This is a genomic window from Acinetobacter sp. CFCC 10889 (assembly GCF_003268395.1).
Lineage (GTDB): Bacteria > Pseudomonadota > Gammaproteobacteria > Pseudomonadales > Moraxellaceae > Acinetobacter.
The window spans coordinates 1-16,085 of sequence record NZ_LQXQ01000069.1; the positions used below are offsets into that span (position 1 = coordinate 1).

The window sequence follows — 16,085 nt, forward strand, 5'->3', positions numbered from 1 at the left end:
ATACACCACCAAATTTATTTAATTATTTTAACCATTTTTTAGTTTAACTTTGTAATGTTGGTTTTAGTTTTTAGAAAAATACAATATTTAAAATAATTCAGGCATTCATATTTGAATAAAATATAGACTATTTGCTTTGGAAATATATTTTTTAAAATGATTATAAAAAGACCGTAATATACCAGTGTTGATGTATTACGGTCATATATTGCGAAGTATGTATTTAAATGATGACAGACTTAAGCAAATGCATGTTGGAGTGCTGCAAATAAAACCCAAAGCACGACTAATGCAACCAGTGGTTCACAGACTTTTGCCCAAGCTGGGTTGAGTGGCGCTGCTGGTTCTACTGCTAAAGGTTCAGCTTGAGTGTGCTCTTTGTGCATATTGACCATTTGATTAAACTCCTTCATTGTTTCACCTAATGATATCTCTTCTTGCACGATCGGTTTAGAGCCTGCGAGTGCTTTTAGGTTATTGGTTAACCAAACCCAATCCTCTGCTTGACCTGAAAGGTGTTCTGACTGACCTAGAATGAGCTCACGTAAACCTCTTTTACCAAAACTGCCAGTTTCATCAAGCTGTTTTAATTCTTTGAGTTGTAACTCTAAAATTTCAAGAGTGGCATTTTCCAGTTCAGGTTTATTCAGCTTGGATTGGTTTTGTGATGAGGTGGTTAAATGGCGTGCAACTTCTTGGGTGTATAAGCGGTCTACATTTTGAATTTCCTGATAAACCACATCTTCATTGTGTTGCCAAAGACTGACTAATTTTCCTAAAGTCAGAGCATTAATTTCAAGTAAATAACGTTTTCTTTCTTCAGGAGAATATTGGTCTAAAAGCTGAGGCTTTTGAATCTTAATCTGCTCAGCAAAGTATTGTACGAGATCAAAAGCCATCGAATGCTCCTTATTCTATTCTAAAATTCTTAAACTTGGTTTTTTCTTCGGTGTTTCATCTGTGGTTTCGGATGCTTCCGTAGTATTTGATTTTAAAGCATCTTCATTGATTTGCACATTGGCATATTCGTCAGGATCAAAGAATAAACCTTGCCCATTTTCACGTGCATATAAGCCTAAAACTGCATTCATTGGTACATAGATATCTTTAGACACACCACCAAAACGTGCGGAAAAACTGATTGCATCATTGCTCATATTTAACATATGAACTGCATGTGGCACGATATTCAGGACAATTTGTCCATCTTGAACGAATTGCGTTGGAACATCGGTATAAGGTTGTGTTGCATCGACCAAAAGATGAGGGGTTAAATTATTGTCACAGATCCATTCATAAATCGCACGAGCAAGATAGGGACGGGTCGGGGTTAAATTTAATTCTGGTTCAGACATGAGAAATTCACTCTATTCTTTGGCTAAAAATTCTTGAAAACGATTCTTCTCTTGAAGCGTCATCGACTTCAAAAAACTGGGACGGCTAAAAATTCGTTGGCAATATAAAAAAATCGGGCGACATTGCTGTTTGGGCAGTTCAATTCCCATTTGTTTTAACCGTATGAAAATTGGTGCCAACATGCAATCTAAAATTGTAAAGCTTTCAGACATAAAGTATGGAAAATGCTGAAACAATGGGGTCAGCGAAATCAGAGTATCACGTAATTGTTTTTGTGCTTTTTTCTGTTCATCGGCATTTAAAGTATCAGGGTGACGCAGCATCACATCGGCAAGTTTGAACCAATCCTGTTCAAAACGCCAAATATACTGACGTTGCTCAGAACGTGGTGCAGGTGCATCAGCATAGAGTTTATTTTGACGATAACGATCATCAATATATTCAGAAATAATACTGGTATTGAACAGTTTCAATTCATTTTCAATCAGCATTGGCAGTTGATTGTAGGGGTTTAAACTGGCTAAATCCTCATCATCTTCATCAACAATAATCAGGTTATGCTTAATTTACTTTTCCGTCAGAACAAATCGAACCCAATGCGAGCGGAAATCATCTGCATGACTATAAAGTGTAATCCCTTGCAATTGTGTGTTTTCGAGGTTCATATGCCAAAAACTGAGCTGCGTGAATAGGATAGGATACTAAAAATGGACAGTAAAATCACGGAGACTTTAGCACTATCTATTGAGACAGCTTAAAAGCGTGTATGTTCATCATAGAATCTTCAAAGAATTCCATCCAAAACCACAGCTTTTTACAGGATGATCGTCCAATGCTGAGCATCGCTGTTTTACAAAAATTACTGTTTTTCTTGGCTGTTATTTTCATGGGAATCGGCTTTTATACGGCTTTGGGTGCAGCTTATCAGTCTGATGTCGATTTTGGTGAGGAATATCCTAAGGATCGATGGAAAACAACATTTTGTTGGGTCATGATTATTTTAGGTTTTGTTTGCCTGATTGCGAGTGTAGGGTTATTGGTTTATCGCATATTACTCGATCTCAACCTTATTTAAGACATAAAAAAACCTTGGCAAAAGCCAAGGTTTTTGTCCGAATTCGGAAAACGAATTAACGTTTAGAGAATTGAGGACGTTTACGTGCTTTACGTAAACCAAGTTTCTTACGTTCAACTTCACGAGCATCACGAGTAACGAAACCAGCTTGACGAAGAGCAGGTTTTAAAGTTTCGTCAGCAGCGATAAGCGCACGAGTAATACCGTGACGGATCGCGCCAGCTTGACCACCGATACCACCACCAGCAACAGTGATGTAAAGGTCGTATTTAGTCGTCGCATCTAAAAGCTCAAGCGGTTGGTTAACAACCATACGAGCTGTTTCACGACCGAAATACTGTTCAAGTGTACGGTTGTTGATAGTGAGTTTGCCTGTACCAGCTGACAAGAAAACACGTGCAGTTGCGGTCTTACGGCGACCTGTACCATAATTAGTAGCCATGTGCTGTATCCCTTAGATGTCCAAAACTTGTGGCTGTTGAGCAGCGTGTGGATGCTCAGTACCTGCATACACTTTCATTTTCTTGATCATAGCATAACCAAGAGGACCTTTTGGTAACATACCTTTTACAGCTTTTTCCAAAACTGCTTCAGGTTTATGAGCAATTAACTTCTCGAAGTTAGTCTCACGGATACCACCAGGGAAGCCAGTGTGGCGATAATATTTTTTATCAAGCGCTTTTTTACCAGTCACTTGAATTTCTTCAGCATTGATCACAACGATATAATCGCCAGTGTCAACGTGAGGAGTATAAGAAGTCTTGTGCTTACCGCGTAGACGACGAGCGATTTCAGTCGCAAGGCGACCTAAAGTTTTGCCAGAAGCATCAACAACGTACCAGTCGTGTTGAACTTCAGCAGGCTTAGCGCTGAGAGTTTTCATTAAACCACTACCTATTATAGTTGGTTTGGACTATGGAATCTGTCCAAACAAAAGGAGCGCGAATTCTACCTGAAACGTGAAGAATCCACAATCGAAATTTAGAATTTCAAGCGCATTATTATATTGCTTGTTGATTAAAAATGCAAAGTTTAGTTTGGGTGAGTTTAAATAGGTTTAAAATGATTGAGCTTATGTTTAAAACTCGGTTACACAACCGAATTGGCAAGTTATAAGCATCGTGTTAATTTGTGAAAAATATAAGTATTTAAAAATGTCTTTCATCAATTTTTTAAAAAACTCAGCGCCAAGTAATAAATCAAAGAAATTCAGGGATGTTTTTGTATTCATCCACTTGTACATTGTGTTGATTTTTTATACCCAAACTGTTGGTTCATTCGGCTTTTTTGATGGTCTGATGGTATTAGGTATGGCTTTGTGTGTGGTACTTTTTGAACCTACATGGTTGATAGTATTTTTAGGTTATTTATTGTTGAGTATGATTGTTGCATGGTATTTGGCTGGTATTTCTCAGTTGAGATTTAGGCAAGTTCACACTTTGATATGGTTATTATGCATTGCGACATTTGTGATTTGGATTGTGGGAATGGTTTTGGGTATTTTTCCTTTTAACACAAGTTCAAGAACTTATTTTTAGTCATACTCTATGTGCTCACATTTTGTATAGAAGTAAAATGGATAATAAAAGGTATGAGTGAAAGTAATACCCTTAAAATGAATCATAAAAAAACTAAAACACAAAAGTTTTTCTCAGGATTCTTTTTTACTTTGGTTTTGGTTTATCTGATTAGCTTCTTACTTATATGTGGATACTATGGCTTTTCAGGGATTGGATTAATTCTTCTTTTCTCTATTTATTTACATGTAGCACTTTTTCCGTTTTTAATTTATTCCTTAGGTGGTTTCATTTTTATTGCGCTTTCAAATGAGCTATTTGATAAATACCATACACGGTTGTGGAAATGGTTAATCATAGGTTGTCTAGTTTGTTTTGGGGTCGTATGTTTATCTGAGTTAGCCCATTATTGGGGTATTTTGTCAGCCCAATTTAATTTGACTTGGAAGTGACTGTTTGAAACAGTTGTATAATCAAGGTATGGATTTGAAATAAGAGTTCTTTATGCTTCCTTTATATATTACCAGCGGTGAACCTGCAGGTATTGGTCCTGATATTTGTTTAAGTTTGGCAGATCGTGTGGATGAGCGTCCAATTGTCGTTCTTGCAGATATCAATATGTTGCGTGATCGTGCCAAAATTTTAAATATAGAAATAGACATTATTGAATATCAACAACAAGAGCAATCATCAGCACAAGGTCAGCTTTATGTAGAGCATGTGCCTTTATATGAGGATGTGGTTTTAGGTGAACTTAATCCGAAAAATTCAGCTTATGTATTGGAGCAGCTTCGTCGTTCTGCTTTTTATGCAATGCAAGGACAAAGTGTTGGCGTAGCAACTGCACCTGTACAAAAGTCTGTGATCAATGATGCTGGCATTCATTTCAGTGGGCATACTGAATATTACCAAGAGTTTGCTGGTGTGGATCGTGTGGTGATGATGCTTGCGACGAAAACGCTGCGAGTTGCATTAGCGACTACACATTTACCTCTACGTGATGTTGCAGATGCGATTACCAAACAGCGTTTGCACCAAGTCATCGACATTTTGATTCATGATTTAAAAACCAAATTTAAAATTGAGCATCCGCATATTCTTGTATGTGGCTTAAATCCTCATGCAGGTGAGGGGGGATATTTGGGACATGAGGAAATCGATACCATTAACCCTGTGCTTGAAAGCTATCGTGCGCAAGGCGTGAATATGAGTCTGAGCATGCCCGCAGATACTTTATTTACCCCTGAACATTTAAAAGATGCGGATGCTGTGTTGGCGATGTATCACGATCAGGGTTTACCTGTGTTAAAATCTCAAGGATTCGGTGAAGCGATTAATATTACTTTAGGCTTACCATTTATTCGTACTTCTGTTGATCACGGTACAGCACTCTCCCTTGCAGGCACAGGGCAGGCAAAAAGCTCAAGCTTACATGTTGCTGTTGATCTAGCACTTGATCTAGCACGACACTAATTCACGTTGGAAAATATTTTATGTATCAAATTAATGCCTTAAACCCAAAAGATGAAGGGCATCACACGCGCAAGCGTTTTGGACAAAACTTCTTACATGACCAGCGTGTGATTGCAAAAATTGTCCGTTCAGTTGCGCCACGCTCAGGTGACAATATTGTTGAAATTGGACCTGGTCTGGCAGCATTAACTTCGCCTTTGATTGGTGAATGTGAAGCCTTAACCGTGGTTGAACTTGACCGTGATTTGGCAGCAGGTCTGCCGGGTCGTGTTCCTCATCCTGAACGTCTAACGATCATTGAAACCGATGCATTAAAATATGATTTTACTGAACTTTTTCAGGAAAATCGTCCTTTACGTGTGGTTGGAAATTTACCCTATAACATTTCTACACCATTACTTTTTCACCTCTTGGAATTTGGTGACAAAGTTAAAGATATGCACTTTATGCTGCAAAAAGAAGTGGTTGATCGCATCACAGCTTCACCAAATACCAAAGAATATGGACGTTTGTCCGTGATGATTCAATATTTCTGTAAGCCGACATTCTTATTTGAAGTGCCACCGGGTTCATTTAATCCACCACCGAAAGTCACTTCTGCGGTGTTTCGTTTAGAGCCTTATGCGACTAAACCGATCATTGCGAAAAACGAAAAAGCATTGGCTCGATTGGTCTCTCATGTATTTACCCAGCGCCGTAAAACTTTGCGTAACAGCTTAAAAGGTATGTTGGTGGAAGATGGTTTTGAAAATGCAGGGGTTGATCCAATGGCACGCCCTGAAACACTTACTTTGGCACAATTTGTGGCATTGTCAGATCAAATGGTGTAACTGATGACCCGTGCAATTCGATACAACTATGTGATTGGTGATGTGCAAGGCTGTTTTGAAGCGTTGAAAATGTTGCTGAAAGAAATTCAATTTGACTCAGATCAAGATTTTATTTGGTTTGCAGGTGATTTGATTGCACGTGGTGAAAACTCAGTGGGTGCAATACGTTTTATCAAAAAACTCTGTGAACGTGATGCAGCAGCAACGGTATTGGGCAATCATGACCTGAACTTGCTCGCTGTGGCACGTGGCATTAAAAAGCTCAAAGATAAAGATCGTATTGATGATGTGATTCATGCACTTGAGAGCGATGAGTTGATCGAATGGTTACGTCAGCAACCATTGTGCTTATTTCCAAATGAGCACACTATTTTGACTCATGCAGGGATTCCGCATATTTGGGATGCAGCGCAAACCGCACAATATGCCAAGGAAGTGGAAGCCGTCATTTCACATGAAGATTTCGATGTTTTAGATAGCTTTTTGAAGGAAATGTATGGCACTGAGCCTGATGTCTGGTTAGAGGATTTAACAGGTAATGCCCGTTTACGTTGTATTACCAACTATTTAACCCGTATGCGTTTAAGTGATGCCAATGGTCGTTTGGAGTTTAGCTTCAAAGATGCTTTGGATGAGCCGATGCCTGAAGGTTTTCAGCCTTGGTTTGAGTATGCGTCTAAAACAGCGCAAAGTCATCAAATTGTGTTTGGACATTGGGCGGCATTACAAGGTAAAACCATTCAAAAGTCGAATCAGAAAAATATTCAAAATGTCGATGGTGGCTGTGTTTGGGGACACCAACTGATTGCGTATCGTTTGGAAGATCAGCAAAGTTTTGCAGTGGATAATCCAATGTTTTAGTCAAGTTGTTTATTTTAAATATTTAAAAATAAAGTCATCTATAGCGATGACTTTATTTGTTTTTGATGAATCATTATTCAACACGAACCCAAGTTTGGCTGCGTCCTAAAACAGAGGTACCTAAATAGCCTCTTAGTCTTAAGATTTTACCTGTTGGATTTAACTTAGCTTTTAGGCTATACATTTTTCCAGTGAGAGGATCAAGGATTTTACCCTCATCATAATCTTTGTCTTGGATATGTTTTAACCCTGTAATTAGATTTAAGCCTAATACTGGTTTATTGGTATAGGGTGCAGGGCACTTTACACATAATTCTTTAGGTGTATAACCGGGGCGAGGCGTGATCTTGATAATGGTTCCAGTATACGCACCACTGCTGTCTTTTTTAAAGGAAATTTGTGCTTTGGCTTCACCTGATTGATCATCAATTTGTTGCCAGATGCCTGTAATATCTTGTGCTAAGAGACTTGAACTTGCACAAAAGCTAAGTAAAAGTGCTGCAATTTTTATTTGAATTTTCATCTTACTTTCCCTGTGATAAAACTTCGGTTGAAGCGAATATGTATAACATTTCATCAATTTTTTGTGCATATTTCAAGTATTTAAATACCACCAAAATGCTTTGAAGTTGCCAATAAAAGCATTAAATGCGTACAGGGTCAAGGAATTATACTGAGCGAGGTGTTTATGGTTTTTAGTTGAATAATAAAATGAATGGCATAATCAACATAAACATCCTTGTTCGTATTGATTATTTTTTTAAAATGATAATTTTCAGGTGAATTAATCAGTGATTTTAGTTGTATGTAAAGCAAGCAAAATTAATTTACACGTACCCATGTTTGGCTACGTCCAATGGTTGAAAAACCATAATATCCACGGATATTGATCTTCGTACCATTTTGCGACATTTTGATTTTTAGACTGTATAAGCGTCCTGTGTTTGGATCTAAAATTTTACCTTTTTCATATTCATAATCATTAATACGTTTTAGATCACTAATTGCTTTCATTCCAAGAATAGGTTTATTGGTATAAGGAGCAGGGCAGTTTACGCAAAGCTCTTTGGGTTGGTAGCCTACACGTGGCGTAAGTTTGGTGATGATCCCATAGTATGTACCATTTTGATCTTTTTTAATCTCAACGATCCCTTTCGGTGAGCCTGTTTTATCATCAATACTTTGCCAAGATCCTGTAATATCTTGTGCAAAAATCGTGCTGCTTAGACAAGTTAAAGCACACGCCCCAATCCAATTTACTATATTTTTCATGACATTTTTCTCTATTACATTGCATTTTTAACTGTTGCATAAATGTGCAATTGCTAAAATAATTTTGCCATAGTTCTTAAATATTGAGCAAATACTATTTTAAAGTGTGATTTATTTAACAAAAAATTTATCAAATGTGACATTTTTTGTTATTTTGCGGGGCACATTAGATTTAAAAAGAAAAAGAGATGGTGATGAAACAATCTCTTTTAAGTGAATTATCGAATAAACAAAATAAAACTTGGTAGCCAAATCGCTGTAAAGACAGCATTAACTGCCATACCAAAAGCAGCATAACGACCTGCAACTGCACCACGTTGCCAAGCTTGTGCAGTTCCAATGGCATGTGCTGCTAAACCGAGTGCTAGACCTGATGCACGTTCATCATTGATATTTCTAAGAATAATGGATGAAAATGCGGCACCAATTACCCCAGATAAAATAACAATCAAAATGACTAAAGACACAGGTGAGTGTAACAGTGTGGCAATATTAATTGCAATCGGTGTGGTCACTGCACGTGTCGCAAATGCCATAATCGTTGGTTCGGACATGTGTAAGAGGTAAGCTAGCCCCATAGGCAATGCGACAGCACTGATACTGGCAAAAACCAAAATACCTACAACAGATTTAATGGGTAAATCATCATAGCGCATAGCTGCTAAAGGAATAGCAAGTGCAACAGTAACATAGCCGAGTAAATGACTGAAAATTCCATTCATTTGTGTATTGTATTGTTCATAAGGAATTTTAAATAACATTAAAATACCAATGACAAAGAACATGCCAATAACCAATAAAGGGACTTGTGGAAATTTTTTATTGACAGGTTTGGCTGCTAAGTAAGCCACTAAGGTGATCAAAAAACCTGTTAAAACACTGAACATGATGATCTCTCTATAGCCATTTCTTTGCCATTTTTGCATAGACCCAAAGTGGTATCAGGGTACTGACAAACATGATCACTAAAAATAAAGGGATTTCTTTACCCATGCTGACCAGCATGAGCAATGAACCTGCACAAATCGGCAAGAAAGCAAACCCACTTTCTTTCATCAGTTTGTTGTTGGTGTCAACCAAACGTGATGGGATTTTTTTAAATCTACGCCAAATGACAAGAACAAGTAAAAGGCTGAGTAAGCCCGTGAGATTACCAAGTTCTGGATGATTGAATTGCCCCATGATCCACACTGAGGCTTCTCGAAAGAAAATGATTAGAGTAATGGTGCAAAACCATGCCAACCAATCTATATTTTTGAACAAGTCCATGCTGTTTTTTAATCAACTTAATTTATATTTCACGTTTTAACTCATTCAGCGCTGAATTTCAAACTCTTCTAAAGGTCTTGCAAACTGTTGTGCTTTTTCACCTAAAATTTGATCGATCGGTAAATGTGCTTGTTTAATGAGTTGCTCAAGTTTATAAGGTGCAATATTTACCTCTAAAAGTAATTGACCTTGATCGTCATAATTTTCAGACTGAATTACATTTAAAGCATAGAGTTGATTACGTAATTTCCCATATTCAGGTTTAAGAACGAGCTGAAAACTTTGAATTTGTCCCATTAAACATTCTTGTACAGCTTTACGTAGTAAGTCCAAACCTTGTCCTGAATGTGCTGAAACATAGACACGATCTGGCTCGTGTGGGCGAGCATAGATGATCTTGGCTTCCTCATTTGATTGGTCAATTTTGTTATAAACTTTTAAAATGGGAACATCAACACCGATTTCCTTGAGTACCTTTTCTACCGCTTCGATTTGCTCATGCATATCTGGACTACTTGAATCAATGACATGAAGCAATAGACTGGCTTGTAAGGTTTCTTCGAGGGTTGCTTTAAATGACTCCACAAGGGCGTGAGCAAGATTACGGACAAAACCTACGGTGTCGGCAAGGACGAGTGCACCAATGCCATCCCAATCTAAACGTCTTAGTGTTGGGTCAAGTGTGGCAAAGAGTTGATCGGCAGCATAGACATCACTATTGGCGAGTATATTGAATAATGTTGATTTTCCAGCATTGGTATAACCGACCAATGAAACTGTCGGGATGGCTGCTTTTTGACGAGCAGCTCGTCCTTGAGTGCGCGTTTTGCGAACTTTTTCTAAACGATCTTTGAGTTGATCCATGCGGATACGCAATAAACGGCGATCAGTTTCTAAAATGGTTTCACCCGGACCACGCAAGCCGATCCCACCTTTTTGGCTGTCGAGGTTGCTATGTCTACGAACCAAACGTGATGAAAGATGATCTAACTGCGCCAACTCAACTTGGAGCTTACCTTCATGAGTGCGGGCACGTTGTGCAAAAATATCTAAAATAAGACCTGTACGGTCGATCACCCGACATTTTAAAATGTTCTCTAAATTACGTTCTTGGGCAGGGGAGAGCGCATGATCAAAAATGACCAATTCGACTTCTAAAGCTTCGACTTGAGCTGCAATTTCTTCGGCTTTGCCTGAACCTATAAAAAACTTTGGATCAGGTTTGATACGTTGAACATGTAAATGTTCTAAGATGTTTGCACCTGCGGATTTGGCTAATAATCGAAACTCTTCATGATCAATATCATCTAATATTTGTACTGCGACGCTGACGAGGATTGTACGTTCATTGATTGGGGTTCGATTTGCATATTCCACAGATATTTAGACTCTCGAATAGATTGGTTTCGCTCCATTCTAAAGTAAATCTGGCTTAAAAATGCAATTATTGTCAAAGAATTGCAATAAATAGCTTAGACATCAGGACTAAGCTACCACAATATAAAATCACGTAACCAAGCAATTTTCTAAATGAAATTTTGATGGGAAGATGTTGTGAAACGGAAAGATATTTACTATGTTGCATTTGATTTTTATACCTTATTTTTAATCATTTGATATTTAAACTGTAATACAAAGCAGCAAAGATAAAAATGCGCTTAAGTTATCTAATTGTTGTGTTTATATGATCAATGCAACTTCTTGTATATGTGGTATACAATACCGATAGATGAATTTGATTAATATTGAGTTTAGTGAGCAACTATGCCGCAACAACAGATTGATACGACCGTAGCGTCAAACGCAACAAAGAAATTAAATATATTTTCGAAAACGTTTTTATATAGTAAAAAACTGATTAAAGGCACGACTGTTATTTCCGAAGGTTTTTATTTGGTGTTTCGCCATCAATTGTACAAAGATCCGAATAATTCTAATAACACTCGTTATGTGCAGTACTTTTGCCGCCGTCTTGCAGAAGTTTTTAATGTCGATGTGCATGTGCATGGTGAGATTCCTCGTGAGCCTGCGTTGTGGGTGAGTAATCATATTTCATGGCTAGATATCACAGTTTTAGGTTCAGGGGCACGTGTATTCTTTTTGGCAAAAGCCGAAGTTGAAAGCTGGCCGATTTTGGGAACTTTAGCCAAAGGCGGTGGGACTTTATTTATCAAACGTGGTTCGGGTGATTCAGTACGAATTCGTGAACAAATCGCAACGTTTTTGCGCCAAAATGTCCCCGTTCTATTTTTCCCTGAAGCGACTACAACAGATGGGACACGTGTAAAAAAAAGTGCATGGACGTATTTTGGGTGCAGCAATTGAGGCACAAAAACCTGTACAAGCCTGTGTAATTTGTTATGTAAATCAGCAAGGTAAATTAGATACTGTAGTACCTTACATTGGTGAAGAGACTTTTGTGGATAATGTTCAAGCTGTTTTGGAAATGCCAAAAGTAACGGCACATTTGCGTGCTTTGCCGTTAATTTCTGTAGAAGGGCATACCGTTGAAAGTTTGACGAAATTGGTTCAGGAGAAAATGCAAGAAGGTTTGGCAGAGTTGCAAAAAGAAGTTTTACGCTAATTTTGAGCATATTAAATTAAAAAAATCTGATGGATTCATTCATCAGATTTTTTTTGTGAACTTCCTAATGTTACATAAAGCCTTCGATTGGCAACCATGAAATAAATTTCACTCCTGCTTTTTGCCACCATTTCATTTTCGGTTCTTTACGGATGGTACGGACTTCTGTTGGTGTGGTGCGAATCCAATGAATTTTATCTTGGGAATTCAGGACTAACTTGTAAGCATATTTGGTCAGGTTTTTGTCCATCGTTGAATGTACAGCTTTCGCCAATGGTGGACTATTTAAAATCACCCCAATTTCAGTATTTAAATTGGCAGAACGTGGATCAAAGTTAAAAGAACCAATAAAGACTTGTTTATCATCTAAAGCCATGAGTTTGGCATGCAGACTAGAACGACTTAATCCTTTTAAGCTGACTTTGGTTTCTTTGGACAGTTTTTTGATATTTTCATCTAGCTCTTCTTCGGGAATTGCAGGTAAAAATTCATATAACTCTACGCCATTTTTTAGTAAGTCTTCTCGATATTTTGCATAAAATGCATGTACCAAAGCGACATCATTGGCTTTAAATGAGTTGGTTAGCACACGAACTTGTACACCTTTTTGTGCTAATTCAGTTAGACGTTTTGCACCTTCTTTCTCAGGTACAAAATAGGCGGAAACCAAATCTACACTTTGTTCTGGTTTTTCTAAATGTGTGAGCATTTGGAAATTGAGATGTTCTTCTTTTTTGGCTTTGGATTTTATTTTATCTGGTGCATCTTTAATGACTTCAGCTTTGACCCAATCGAGTTGAATGTGGTTGTTTAACCAATTGTCAAAATCATTGGAATGTGAACTTAAGTTCATATAGTTTTGTGTAGTGATTTCTTGGTAATGTTGAGTGAGTTGTTCTTTTAAACCTTCATAGCGTAAAGTGTATTTTTGATGGCTGACGATGTCACGCACAGGAAATGCATATTCATGATTCCAATATTCATCAAAAGAGTGATTAATATCCTCTACAGCTTTACCTACGAGCATGACATCGACATCTGAAAATTGATAAGAATCACTGATATTGTAATATTGATTACTCATATTCCGCCCACCAATCAAACTGATTTGTTGGTCAGCAGTAAAAGTTTTATTGTGCATACGGCGGTTGATCCGTTTTAAATCAATCACCATTTCCAAAGGGCGAAATGAGCGAAAACGGTAGGGGTTAAACAACTTGACATCAATATTGGCGTGTTGATCTAACGCTAAATACACCGCTTCCATATTTTGTGCATTATTGTCATCAATCAAAAGGCGAACTTTGACACCCCGATCAGCAGCTTGAATAATTTTATACAGTGCCAATGAGCCGATCTTATCATTGTCCCAAATATAATATTGTAAATCTAAAGTTTTTTCAGCTTTATCAATGAGATGTATTCGTGCTGAAATCGCATCAAAAGGGTCATATAAGACATGAAATCCTGTGAGATCAGGATTTTGTGCTTTTAAAGGATTAATAATTTTTGCCAAAGTGGTTTGATCCGTTACAGTATCTTTGGCATAAACAGGAGTAATCGGTGGTTGCGTCGGTAAGGTATTACATGCAGGCAAACCCAATACGATGACTGTGGAAAGTAGCAACATTTTTGTATTAAAAATCTTGTGTTTGTGATGTTGTTGGTGCTTTTGTCGTATTGGATTTGTGGTTTGCGTCATAATTTAATCTAAGAATTCACAGAGCTAGAGTATAATTGTCAATGTTGAAAAGATAAATAAAGTTAATCGGCATTAGTCGCCTTTTTGAGATTCAGTATGTGGATGACAAATTCAATCAATTTTTACTTTTTCCTATGCTTTGCCTTGGTTGCAATCTGGGGTGTGGCACAGGCTTGGATTAGCCAATCACGTACTGAAACGATTCATCCATTTAAATCTTTTGTCCATTTGCTTGCATTTTACCTGTCTTATTTATTATTTCCGTTGTTCTTTTTTAGTTTATATGCGGGTTGGGTTGAATATTTTTCATTACATGAAAGTATTTTTTTGTTTTTGCTGTCAAGTTTGTTGATTTATGCACGTTTTATCGAGCCGCATTTAGTGCGTGTAGACCATCATCAATACAAACTCAGTTCCGATGAAGATTTTAAAAAACCATTTAAAGTGGCATTGATTGCAGATTTGCACATTGGTTTATTTTCAGGGCATGAACGTCAGCTTAAAATTATTGTCAAAAAAATCAATGCAGAACAGCCTGATATTGTTGTGGTTGCCGGGGATTGGACATACGAGCCTGAAAATAAACTCGCTGAAGAGTTGGCTATTTTAAGAGAAATCCAAGCGCCGATTTATTCAGTCAATGGTAATCATGATGAGCAATATCCTGGTCCACCGATTCAAGATTTATTAGCCCATGCTTTGAAAGTCAATAATGTTATCGACATCGAAGGGCAGATGCTTGAATTTGAAGACTTTCGTTTGATTGGTGTTGGGGATTTGTGGGCAGGTAAAACCGATATGCGTAGTATGCCATTGTTACCACAAGATAAGCCGTGGTTGATTTTGTCACACAATCCTGACACGGTAGACATGGTACCGCAGTTGCCAACTCGTCCTTTGATGTTGGCAGGGCATACCCATGGTGGGCAGGTTGAATTGCCTTGGGTAACCAGTTATGTCATGAAAAAAGTATCAATCTTGGGGCATAAACGAGGTTTGTATCAGCATGAAAATGCCGATGTTTTTGTCAGTGTCGGGACTGGGATGGTTGGTGTACCATTTCGTTTTAGAGTGCCACCAACGATTGATATTATTGAGTTGAGTTAAGATTGCATTGAAAATATTAAGTGGTTTAGTTCGGATCAGAGTGATCATCTGAACTTTTCCGCCAAATACTATTTTTTGCAAAGCTTAAGTGCCTATCGAGTTGAAAGTTTTTTAATTTATTTTTAATGTGTTCTAATTTAACGGTATTTCCATTTTTATCGAGAATTTGTCCTTGTGTTTCTAAAGCGAGAAAATAGGCAATCGCATAAGCAATGTATTTTCTAGACGCACAAATTGTAAAGATCAATGGTTTTGCTCTTTTACGATAGAGATAGAAACCGTAATCATCCCAAACTCTTGAGCGGAGCTCTAATTCTGTCCATTTTCGGCTGTTGTATGGATAGCTATTTCCATCACTATCGTAATTATGTTGATCAGAAGCAAATAAAAAATCTGCAACAACTCTAAAGTCGGGTCGTTCAGTATTGATTTTAATAGAGAGTTGAAAGGGAAAGAGATGGTGTTTTGTTTTAGCGAGCATTGCGAATTTTACTATTGTTATGGATTATTATTTTAGTACAAAAGTTGCTGAATGAAAATAAAAAGCCTGCACATTGGCAGGCTCTAGATTTGTAATCACCAAATTAAATTTGATTATTGACATCATCATTTTTGGTTTCACGAATCGCTAAAAATGCAAGCAGTGAAAGGATTGATGCAGCAGTTAAATAATAACCTACAGCATATAAACCATAAGTTGTTGCAAGTTTGGTTGCAATCAATGGGGCAAAAGAAGCACCAAAGATTCCTGCAAGGTTAAAGGTTAATGCTGAACCTGTATAACGTACTGATGTTGGGAAAATTTCAGAGAGTACAGTACCGATAGGACCATAGGTTAAGCCCATAATCGCAAGACCTGTACATAAGAATAGGAATACAACGAAAGTATTGCCAGATTCCAACATATTTGCAAACACTAAACCAAAGAGTGCTGAAACAACACATACGCCAATAGACGTTGCTTTACGACCAAATTTCTCTGCTAAAATTGCAGAAAGTGGAATAAATGCAGCAAAGCATAGGGTTGCAAGCAATTGGG

19 protein-coding genes and 3 pseudogenes are annotated in these 16,085 nt (G+C 37.6%); 8 read left to right on the top strand and 14 right to left on the bottom strand.

The window, feature by feature from the left end:
- Nucleotides 1-239 precede the first annotated feature (239 nt).
- The 3 genes and pseudogenes from AVJ19_RS18245 to AVJ19_RS18255 all read right to left on the bottom strand — a co-directional run bounded on the left by AVJ19_RS18245 (nucleotide 240) and on the right by AVJ19_RS18255 (nucleotide 2,021).
- The gene (locus tag AVJ19_RS18245) at nucleotides 240-899 is read right to left on the bottom strand and encodes a hypothetical protein (protein ID WP_111861038.1); all 660 of its coding nucleotides are present in this window, start codon (nucleotides 897-899) and stop codon (nucleotides 240-242) included.
- A gap of 15 nt (nucleotides 900-914) precedes the next feature.
- Nucleotides 915-1,355, bottom strand: coding sequence for a ClpXP protease specificity-enhancing factor (locus tag AVJ19_RS18250; RefSeq protein ID WP_111861039.1), 441 nt, complete (start codon nucleotides 1,353-1,355; stop codon nucleotides 915-917).
- 12 nt (nucleotides 1,356-1,367) lie between these two features.
- Nucleotides 1,368-2,021, bottom strand: a pseudogene (locus tag AVJ19_RS18255) (glutathione S-transferase N-terminal domain-containing protein).
- 101 nt (nucleotides 2,022-2,122) lie between these two features.
- Between AVJ19_RS18255 and AVJ19_RS18260 the strand changes: the two are divergent.
- Nucleotides 2,123-2,431, top strand: coding sequence for a hypothetical protein (locus tag AVJ19_RS18260; protein WP_162626648.1), 309 nt, complete (start codon nucleotides 2,123-2,125; stop codon nucleotides 2,429-2,431).
- Nucleotides 2,432-2,486: 55 nt separating this feature from the next.
- On the opposite strand, the gene rpsI is transcribed toward AVJ19_RS18260, so the two are convergent.
- A complete protein-coding gene (rpsI, locus tag AVJ19_RS18265) occupies nucleotides 2,487-2,873 on the bottom strand; it encodes a 30S ribosomal protein S9 (protein ID WP_111861041.1) in 387 nt (128 codons plus the stop codon).
- A 12-nt stretch (nucleotides 2,874-2,885) separates the two neighbouring features.
- Entirely contained in the window at nucleotides 2,886-3,314 is a 429-nt protein-coding gene (rplM, locus tag AVJ19_RS18270) for a 50S ribosomal protein L13 (RefSeq protein ID WP_004695096.1), read from the bottom strand.
- 238 nt (nucleotides 3,315-3,552) lie between these two features.
- Between rplM and AVJ19_RS18275 the strand changes: the two genes are divergently transcribed.
- Genes AVJ19_RS18275 through AVJ19_RS18295 form a run of 5 tightly spaced genes read left to right on the top strand, consistent with a single transcriptional unit; the run spans nucleotide 3,553 to nucleotide 7,112 of the window.
- On the top strand, nucleotides 3,553-3,969 hold the full coding sequence (locus AVJ19_RS18275) for a hypothetical protein (protein WP_162626649.1): 417 nt from the start codon (nucleotides 3,553-3,555) through the stop codon (nucleotides 3,967-3,969).
- Between the two features lie 53 nt (nucleotides 3,970-4,022).
- Nucleotides 4,023-4,400 (top strand): hypothetical protein, encoded by a 378-nt coding sequence (locus AVJ19_RS18280; protein ID WP_111861043.1) that lies wholly within the window; start codon nucleotides 4,023-4,025, stop codon nucleotides 4,398-4,400.
- Between the two features lie 52 nt (nucleotides 4,401-4,452).
- On the top strand, nucleotides 4,453-5,421 hold the full coding sequence (gene pdxA / locus AVJ19_RS18285; protein WP_111861044.1) for a 4-hydroxythreonine-4-phosphate dehydrogenase PdxA: 969 nt from the start codon (nucleotides 4,453-4,455) through the stop codon (nucleotides 5,419-5,421).
- 20 nt (nucleotides 5,422-5,441) lie between these two features.
- Nucleotides 5,442-6,251, top strand: a complete 810-nt coding sequence (rsmA, locus tag AVJ19_RS18290; protein ID WP_111861045.1) for a 16S rRNA (adenine(1518)-N(6)/adenine(1519)-N(6))-dimethyltransferase RsmA — start codon at nucleotides 5,442-5,444, stop codon at nucleotides 6,249-6,251.
- A 3-nt stretch (nucleotides 6,252-6,254) separates the two neighbouring features.
- A complete protein-coding gene (locus AVJ19_RS18295) occupies nucleotides 6,255-7,112 on the top strand; it encodes a symmetrical bis(5'-nucleosyl)-tetraphosphatase (protein WP_111861046.1) in 858 nt (285 codons plus the stop codon).
- Between the two features lie 73 nt (nucleotides 7,113-7,185).
- Here AVJ19_RS18295 and AVJ19_RS18300 read toward each other — a convergent pair whose 3' ends face one another.
- The 5 genes from AVJ19_RS18300 to hflX form a co-directional block, all read right to left on the bottom strand.
- Nucleotides 7,186-7,635: a DUF2147 domain-containing protein gene (locus AVJ19_RS18300; protein ID WP_111861047.1), complete on the bottom strand. Its 450-nt coding sequence runs from the start codon at nucleotides 7,633-7,635 to the stop codon at nucleotides 7,186-7,188.
- A gap of 299 nt (nucleotides 7,636-7,934) precedes the next feature.
- Nucleotides 7,935-8,384: a DUF2147 domain-containing protein gene (locus AVJ19_RS18305; RefSeq protein WP_111861048.1), complete on the bottom strand. Its 450-nt coding sequence runs from the start codon at nucleotides 8,382-8,384 to the stop codon at nucleotides 7,935-7,937.
- Between the two features lie 218 nt (nucleotides 8,385-8,602).
- A complete protein-coding gene (locus tag AVJ19_RS18310; RefSeq protein WP_111861054.1) occupies nucleotides 8,603-9,271 on the bottom strand; it encodes an LrgB family protein in 669 nt (222 codons plus the stop codon).
- Between the two features lie 10 nt (nucleotides 9,272-9,281).
- Nucleotides 9,282-9,653: a hypothetical protein gene (locus tag AVJ19_RS18315; protein WP_111861049.1), complete on the bottom strand. Its 372-nt coding sequence runs from the start codon at nucleotides 9,651-9,653 to the stop codon at nucleotides 9,282-9,284.
- 45 nt (nucleotides 9,654-9,698) lie between these two features.
- The gene (hflX, locus tag AVJ19_RS18320) at nucleotides 9,699-11,030 is read right to left on the bottom strand and encodes a ribosome rescue GTPase HflX (protein WP_111861050.1); all 1,332 of its coding nucleotides are present in this window, start codon (nucleotides 11,028-11,030) and stop codon (nucleotides 9,699-9,701) included.
- A 387-nt stretch (nucleotides 11,031-11,417) separates the two neighbouring features.
- On the opposite strand from hflX, the pseudogene AVJ19_RS18325 reads away from it, so the two are divergent.
- A pseudogene (locus AVJ19_RS18325) lies at nucleotides 11,418-12,237 on the top strand (lysophospholipid acyltransferase family protein).
- A 70-nt stretch (nucleotides 12,238-12,307) separates the two neighbouring features.
- Here the strand turns inward: AVJ19_RS18325 and AVJ19_RS22895 are convergent.
- Nucleotides 12,308-13,090: a phospholipase D-like domain-containing protein gene (locus AVJ19_RS22895; protein WP_416240588.1), complete on the bottom strand. Its 783-nt coding sequence runs from the start codon at nucleotides 13,088-13,090 to the stop codon at nucleotides 12,308-12,310.
- A gap of 132 nt (nucleotides 13,091-13,222) precedes the next feature.
- Nucleotides 13,223-13,939: pseudogene (locus AVJ19_RS22900) on the bottom strand (phospholipase D-like domain-containing protein); the annotation flags it as partial.
- A 96-nt stretch (nucleotides 13,940-14,035) separates the two neighbouring features.
- Here AVJ19_RS22900 and AVJ19_RS18335 point away from each other — a divergent pair.
- A complete protein-coding gene (locus tag AVJ19_RS18335; protein ID WP_111861052.1) occupies nucleotides 14,036-15,046 on the top strand; it encodes a metallophosphoesterase in 1,011 nt (336 codons plus the stop codon).
- Between the two features lie 25 nt (nucleotides 15,047-15,071).
- On the opposite strand, the gene AVJ19_RS18340 is transcribed toward AVJ19_RS18335, so the two are convergent.
- Together AVJ19_RS18340 and AVJ19_RS18345 are read right to left on the bottom strand one after the other, a co-directional pair.
- On the bottom strand, nucleotides 15,072-15,527 hold the full coding sequence (locus AVJ19_RS18340) for a hypothetical protein (protein WP_111861053.1): 456 nt from the start codon (nucleotides 15,525-15,527) through the stop codon (nucleotides 15,072-15,074).
- Between the two features lie 103 nt (nucleotides 15,528-15,630).
- Nucleotides 15,631-16,085, bottom strand: a 455-nt coding sequence (locus tag AVJ19_RS18345; RefSeq protein ID WP_162626650.1) for an MFS transporter, incomplete at its 5' end; no start/stop codon positions are given.

Excerpts from the sequence above, each read along its gene's own strand:
- AVJ19_RS18245 (WP_111861038.1), bottom strand. The coding sequence starts at position 899 with ATGGCTTTTGATCTCGTACAATACTTTGCTGAGCAGATTAAGATTCAA.
- AVJ19_RS18250 (WP_111861039.1), bottom strand. The coding sequence starts at position 1,355 with ATGTCTGAACCAGAATTAAATTTAACCCCGACCCGTCCCTATCTTGCT.
- AVJ19_RS18260 (WP_162626648.1), top strand. The coding sequence starts at position 2,123 with ATGTTCATCATAGAATCTTCAAAGAATTCCATCCAAAACCACAGCTTT.
- rpsI (WP_111861041.1), bottom strand. The coding sequence starts at position 2,873 with ATGGCTACTAATTATGGTACAGGTCGCCGTAAGACCGCAACTGCACGT.
- rplM (WP_004695096.1), bottom strand. The coding sequence starts at position 3,314 with ATGAAAACTCTCAGCGCTAAGCCTGCTGAAGTTCAACACGACTGGTAC.
- AVJ19_RS18280 (WP_111861043.1), top strand. The coding sequence starts at position 4,023 with ATGAGTGAAAGTAATACCCTTAAAATGAATCATAAAAAAACTAAAACA.
- pdxA (WP_111861044.1), top strand. The coding sequence starts at position 4,453 with ATGCTTCCTTTATATATTACCAGCGGTGAACCTGCAGGTATTGGTCCT.
- rsmA (WP_111861045.1), top strand. The coding sequence starts at position 5,442 with ATGTATCAAATTAATGCCTTAAACCCAAAAGATGAAGGGCATCACACG.
- AVJ19_RS18295 (WP_111861046.1), top strand. The coding sequence starts at position 6,255 with ATGACCCGTGCAATTCGATACAACTATGTGATTGGTGATGTGCAAGGC.
- AVJ19_RS18300 (WP_111861047.1), bottom strand. The coding sequence starts at position 7,635 with ATGAAAATTCAAATAAAAATTGCAGCACTTTTACTTAGCTTTTGTGCA.
- AVJ19_RS18305 (WP_111861048.1), bottom strand. The coding sequence starts at position 8,384 with ATGAAAAATATAGTAAATTGGATTGGGGCGTGTGCTTTAACTTGTCTA.
- AVJ19_RS18310 (WP_111861054.1), bottom strand. The coding sequence starts at position 9,271 with ATGTTCAGTGTTTTAACAGGTTTTTTGATCACCTTAGTGGCTTACTTA.
- AVJ19_RS18315 (WP_111861049.1), bottom strand. The coding sequence starts at position 9,653 with ATGGACTTGTTCAAAAATATAGATTGGTTGGCATGGTTTTGCACCATT.
- AVJ19_RS22895 (WP_416240588.1), bottom strand. The coding sequence starts at position 13,090 with ATGAACTTAAGTTCACATTCCAATGATTTTGACAATTGGTTAAACAAC.
- AVJ19_RS18335 (WP_111861052.1), top strand. The coding sequence starts at position 14,036 with ATGTGGATGACAAATTCAATCAATTTTTACTTTTTCCTATGCTTTGCC.
- AVJ19_RS18340 (WP_111861053.1), bottom strand. The coding sequence starts at position 15,527 with ATGCTCGCTAAAACAAAACACCATCTCTTTCCCTTTCAACTCTCTATT.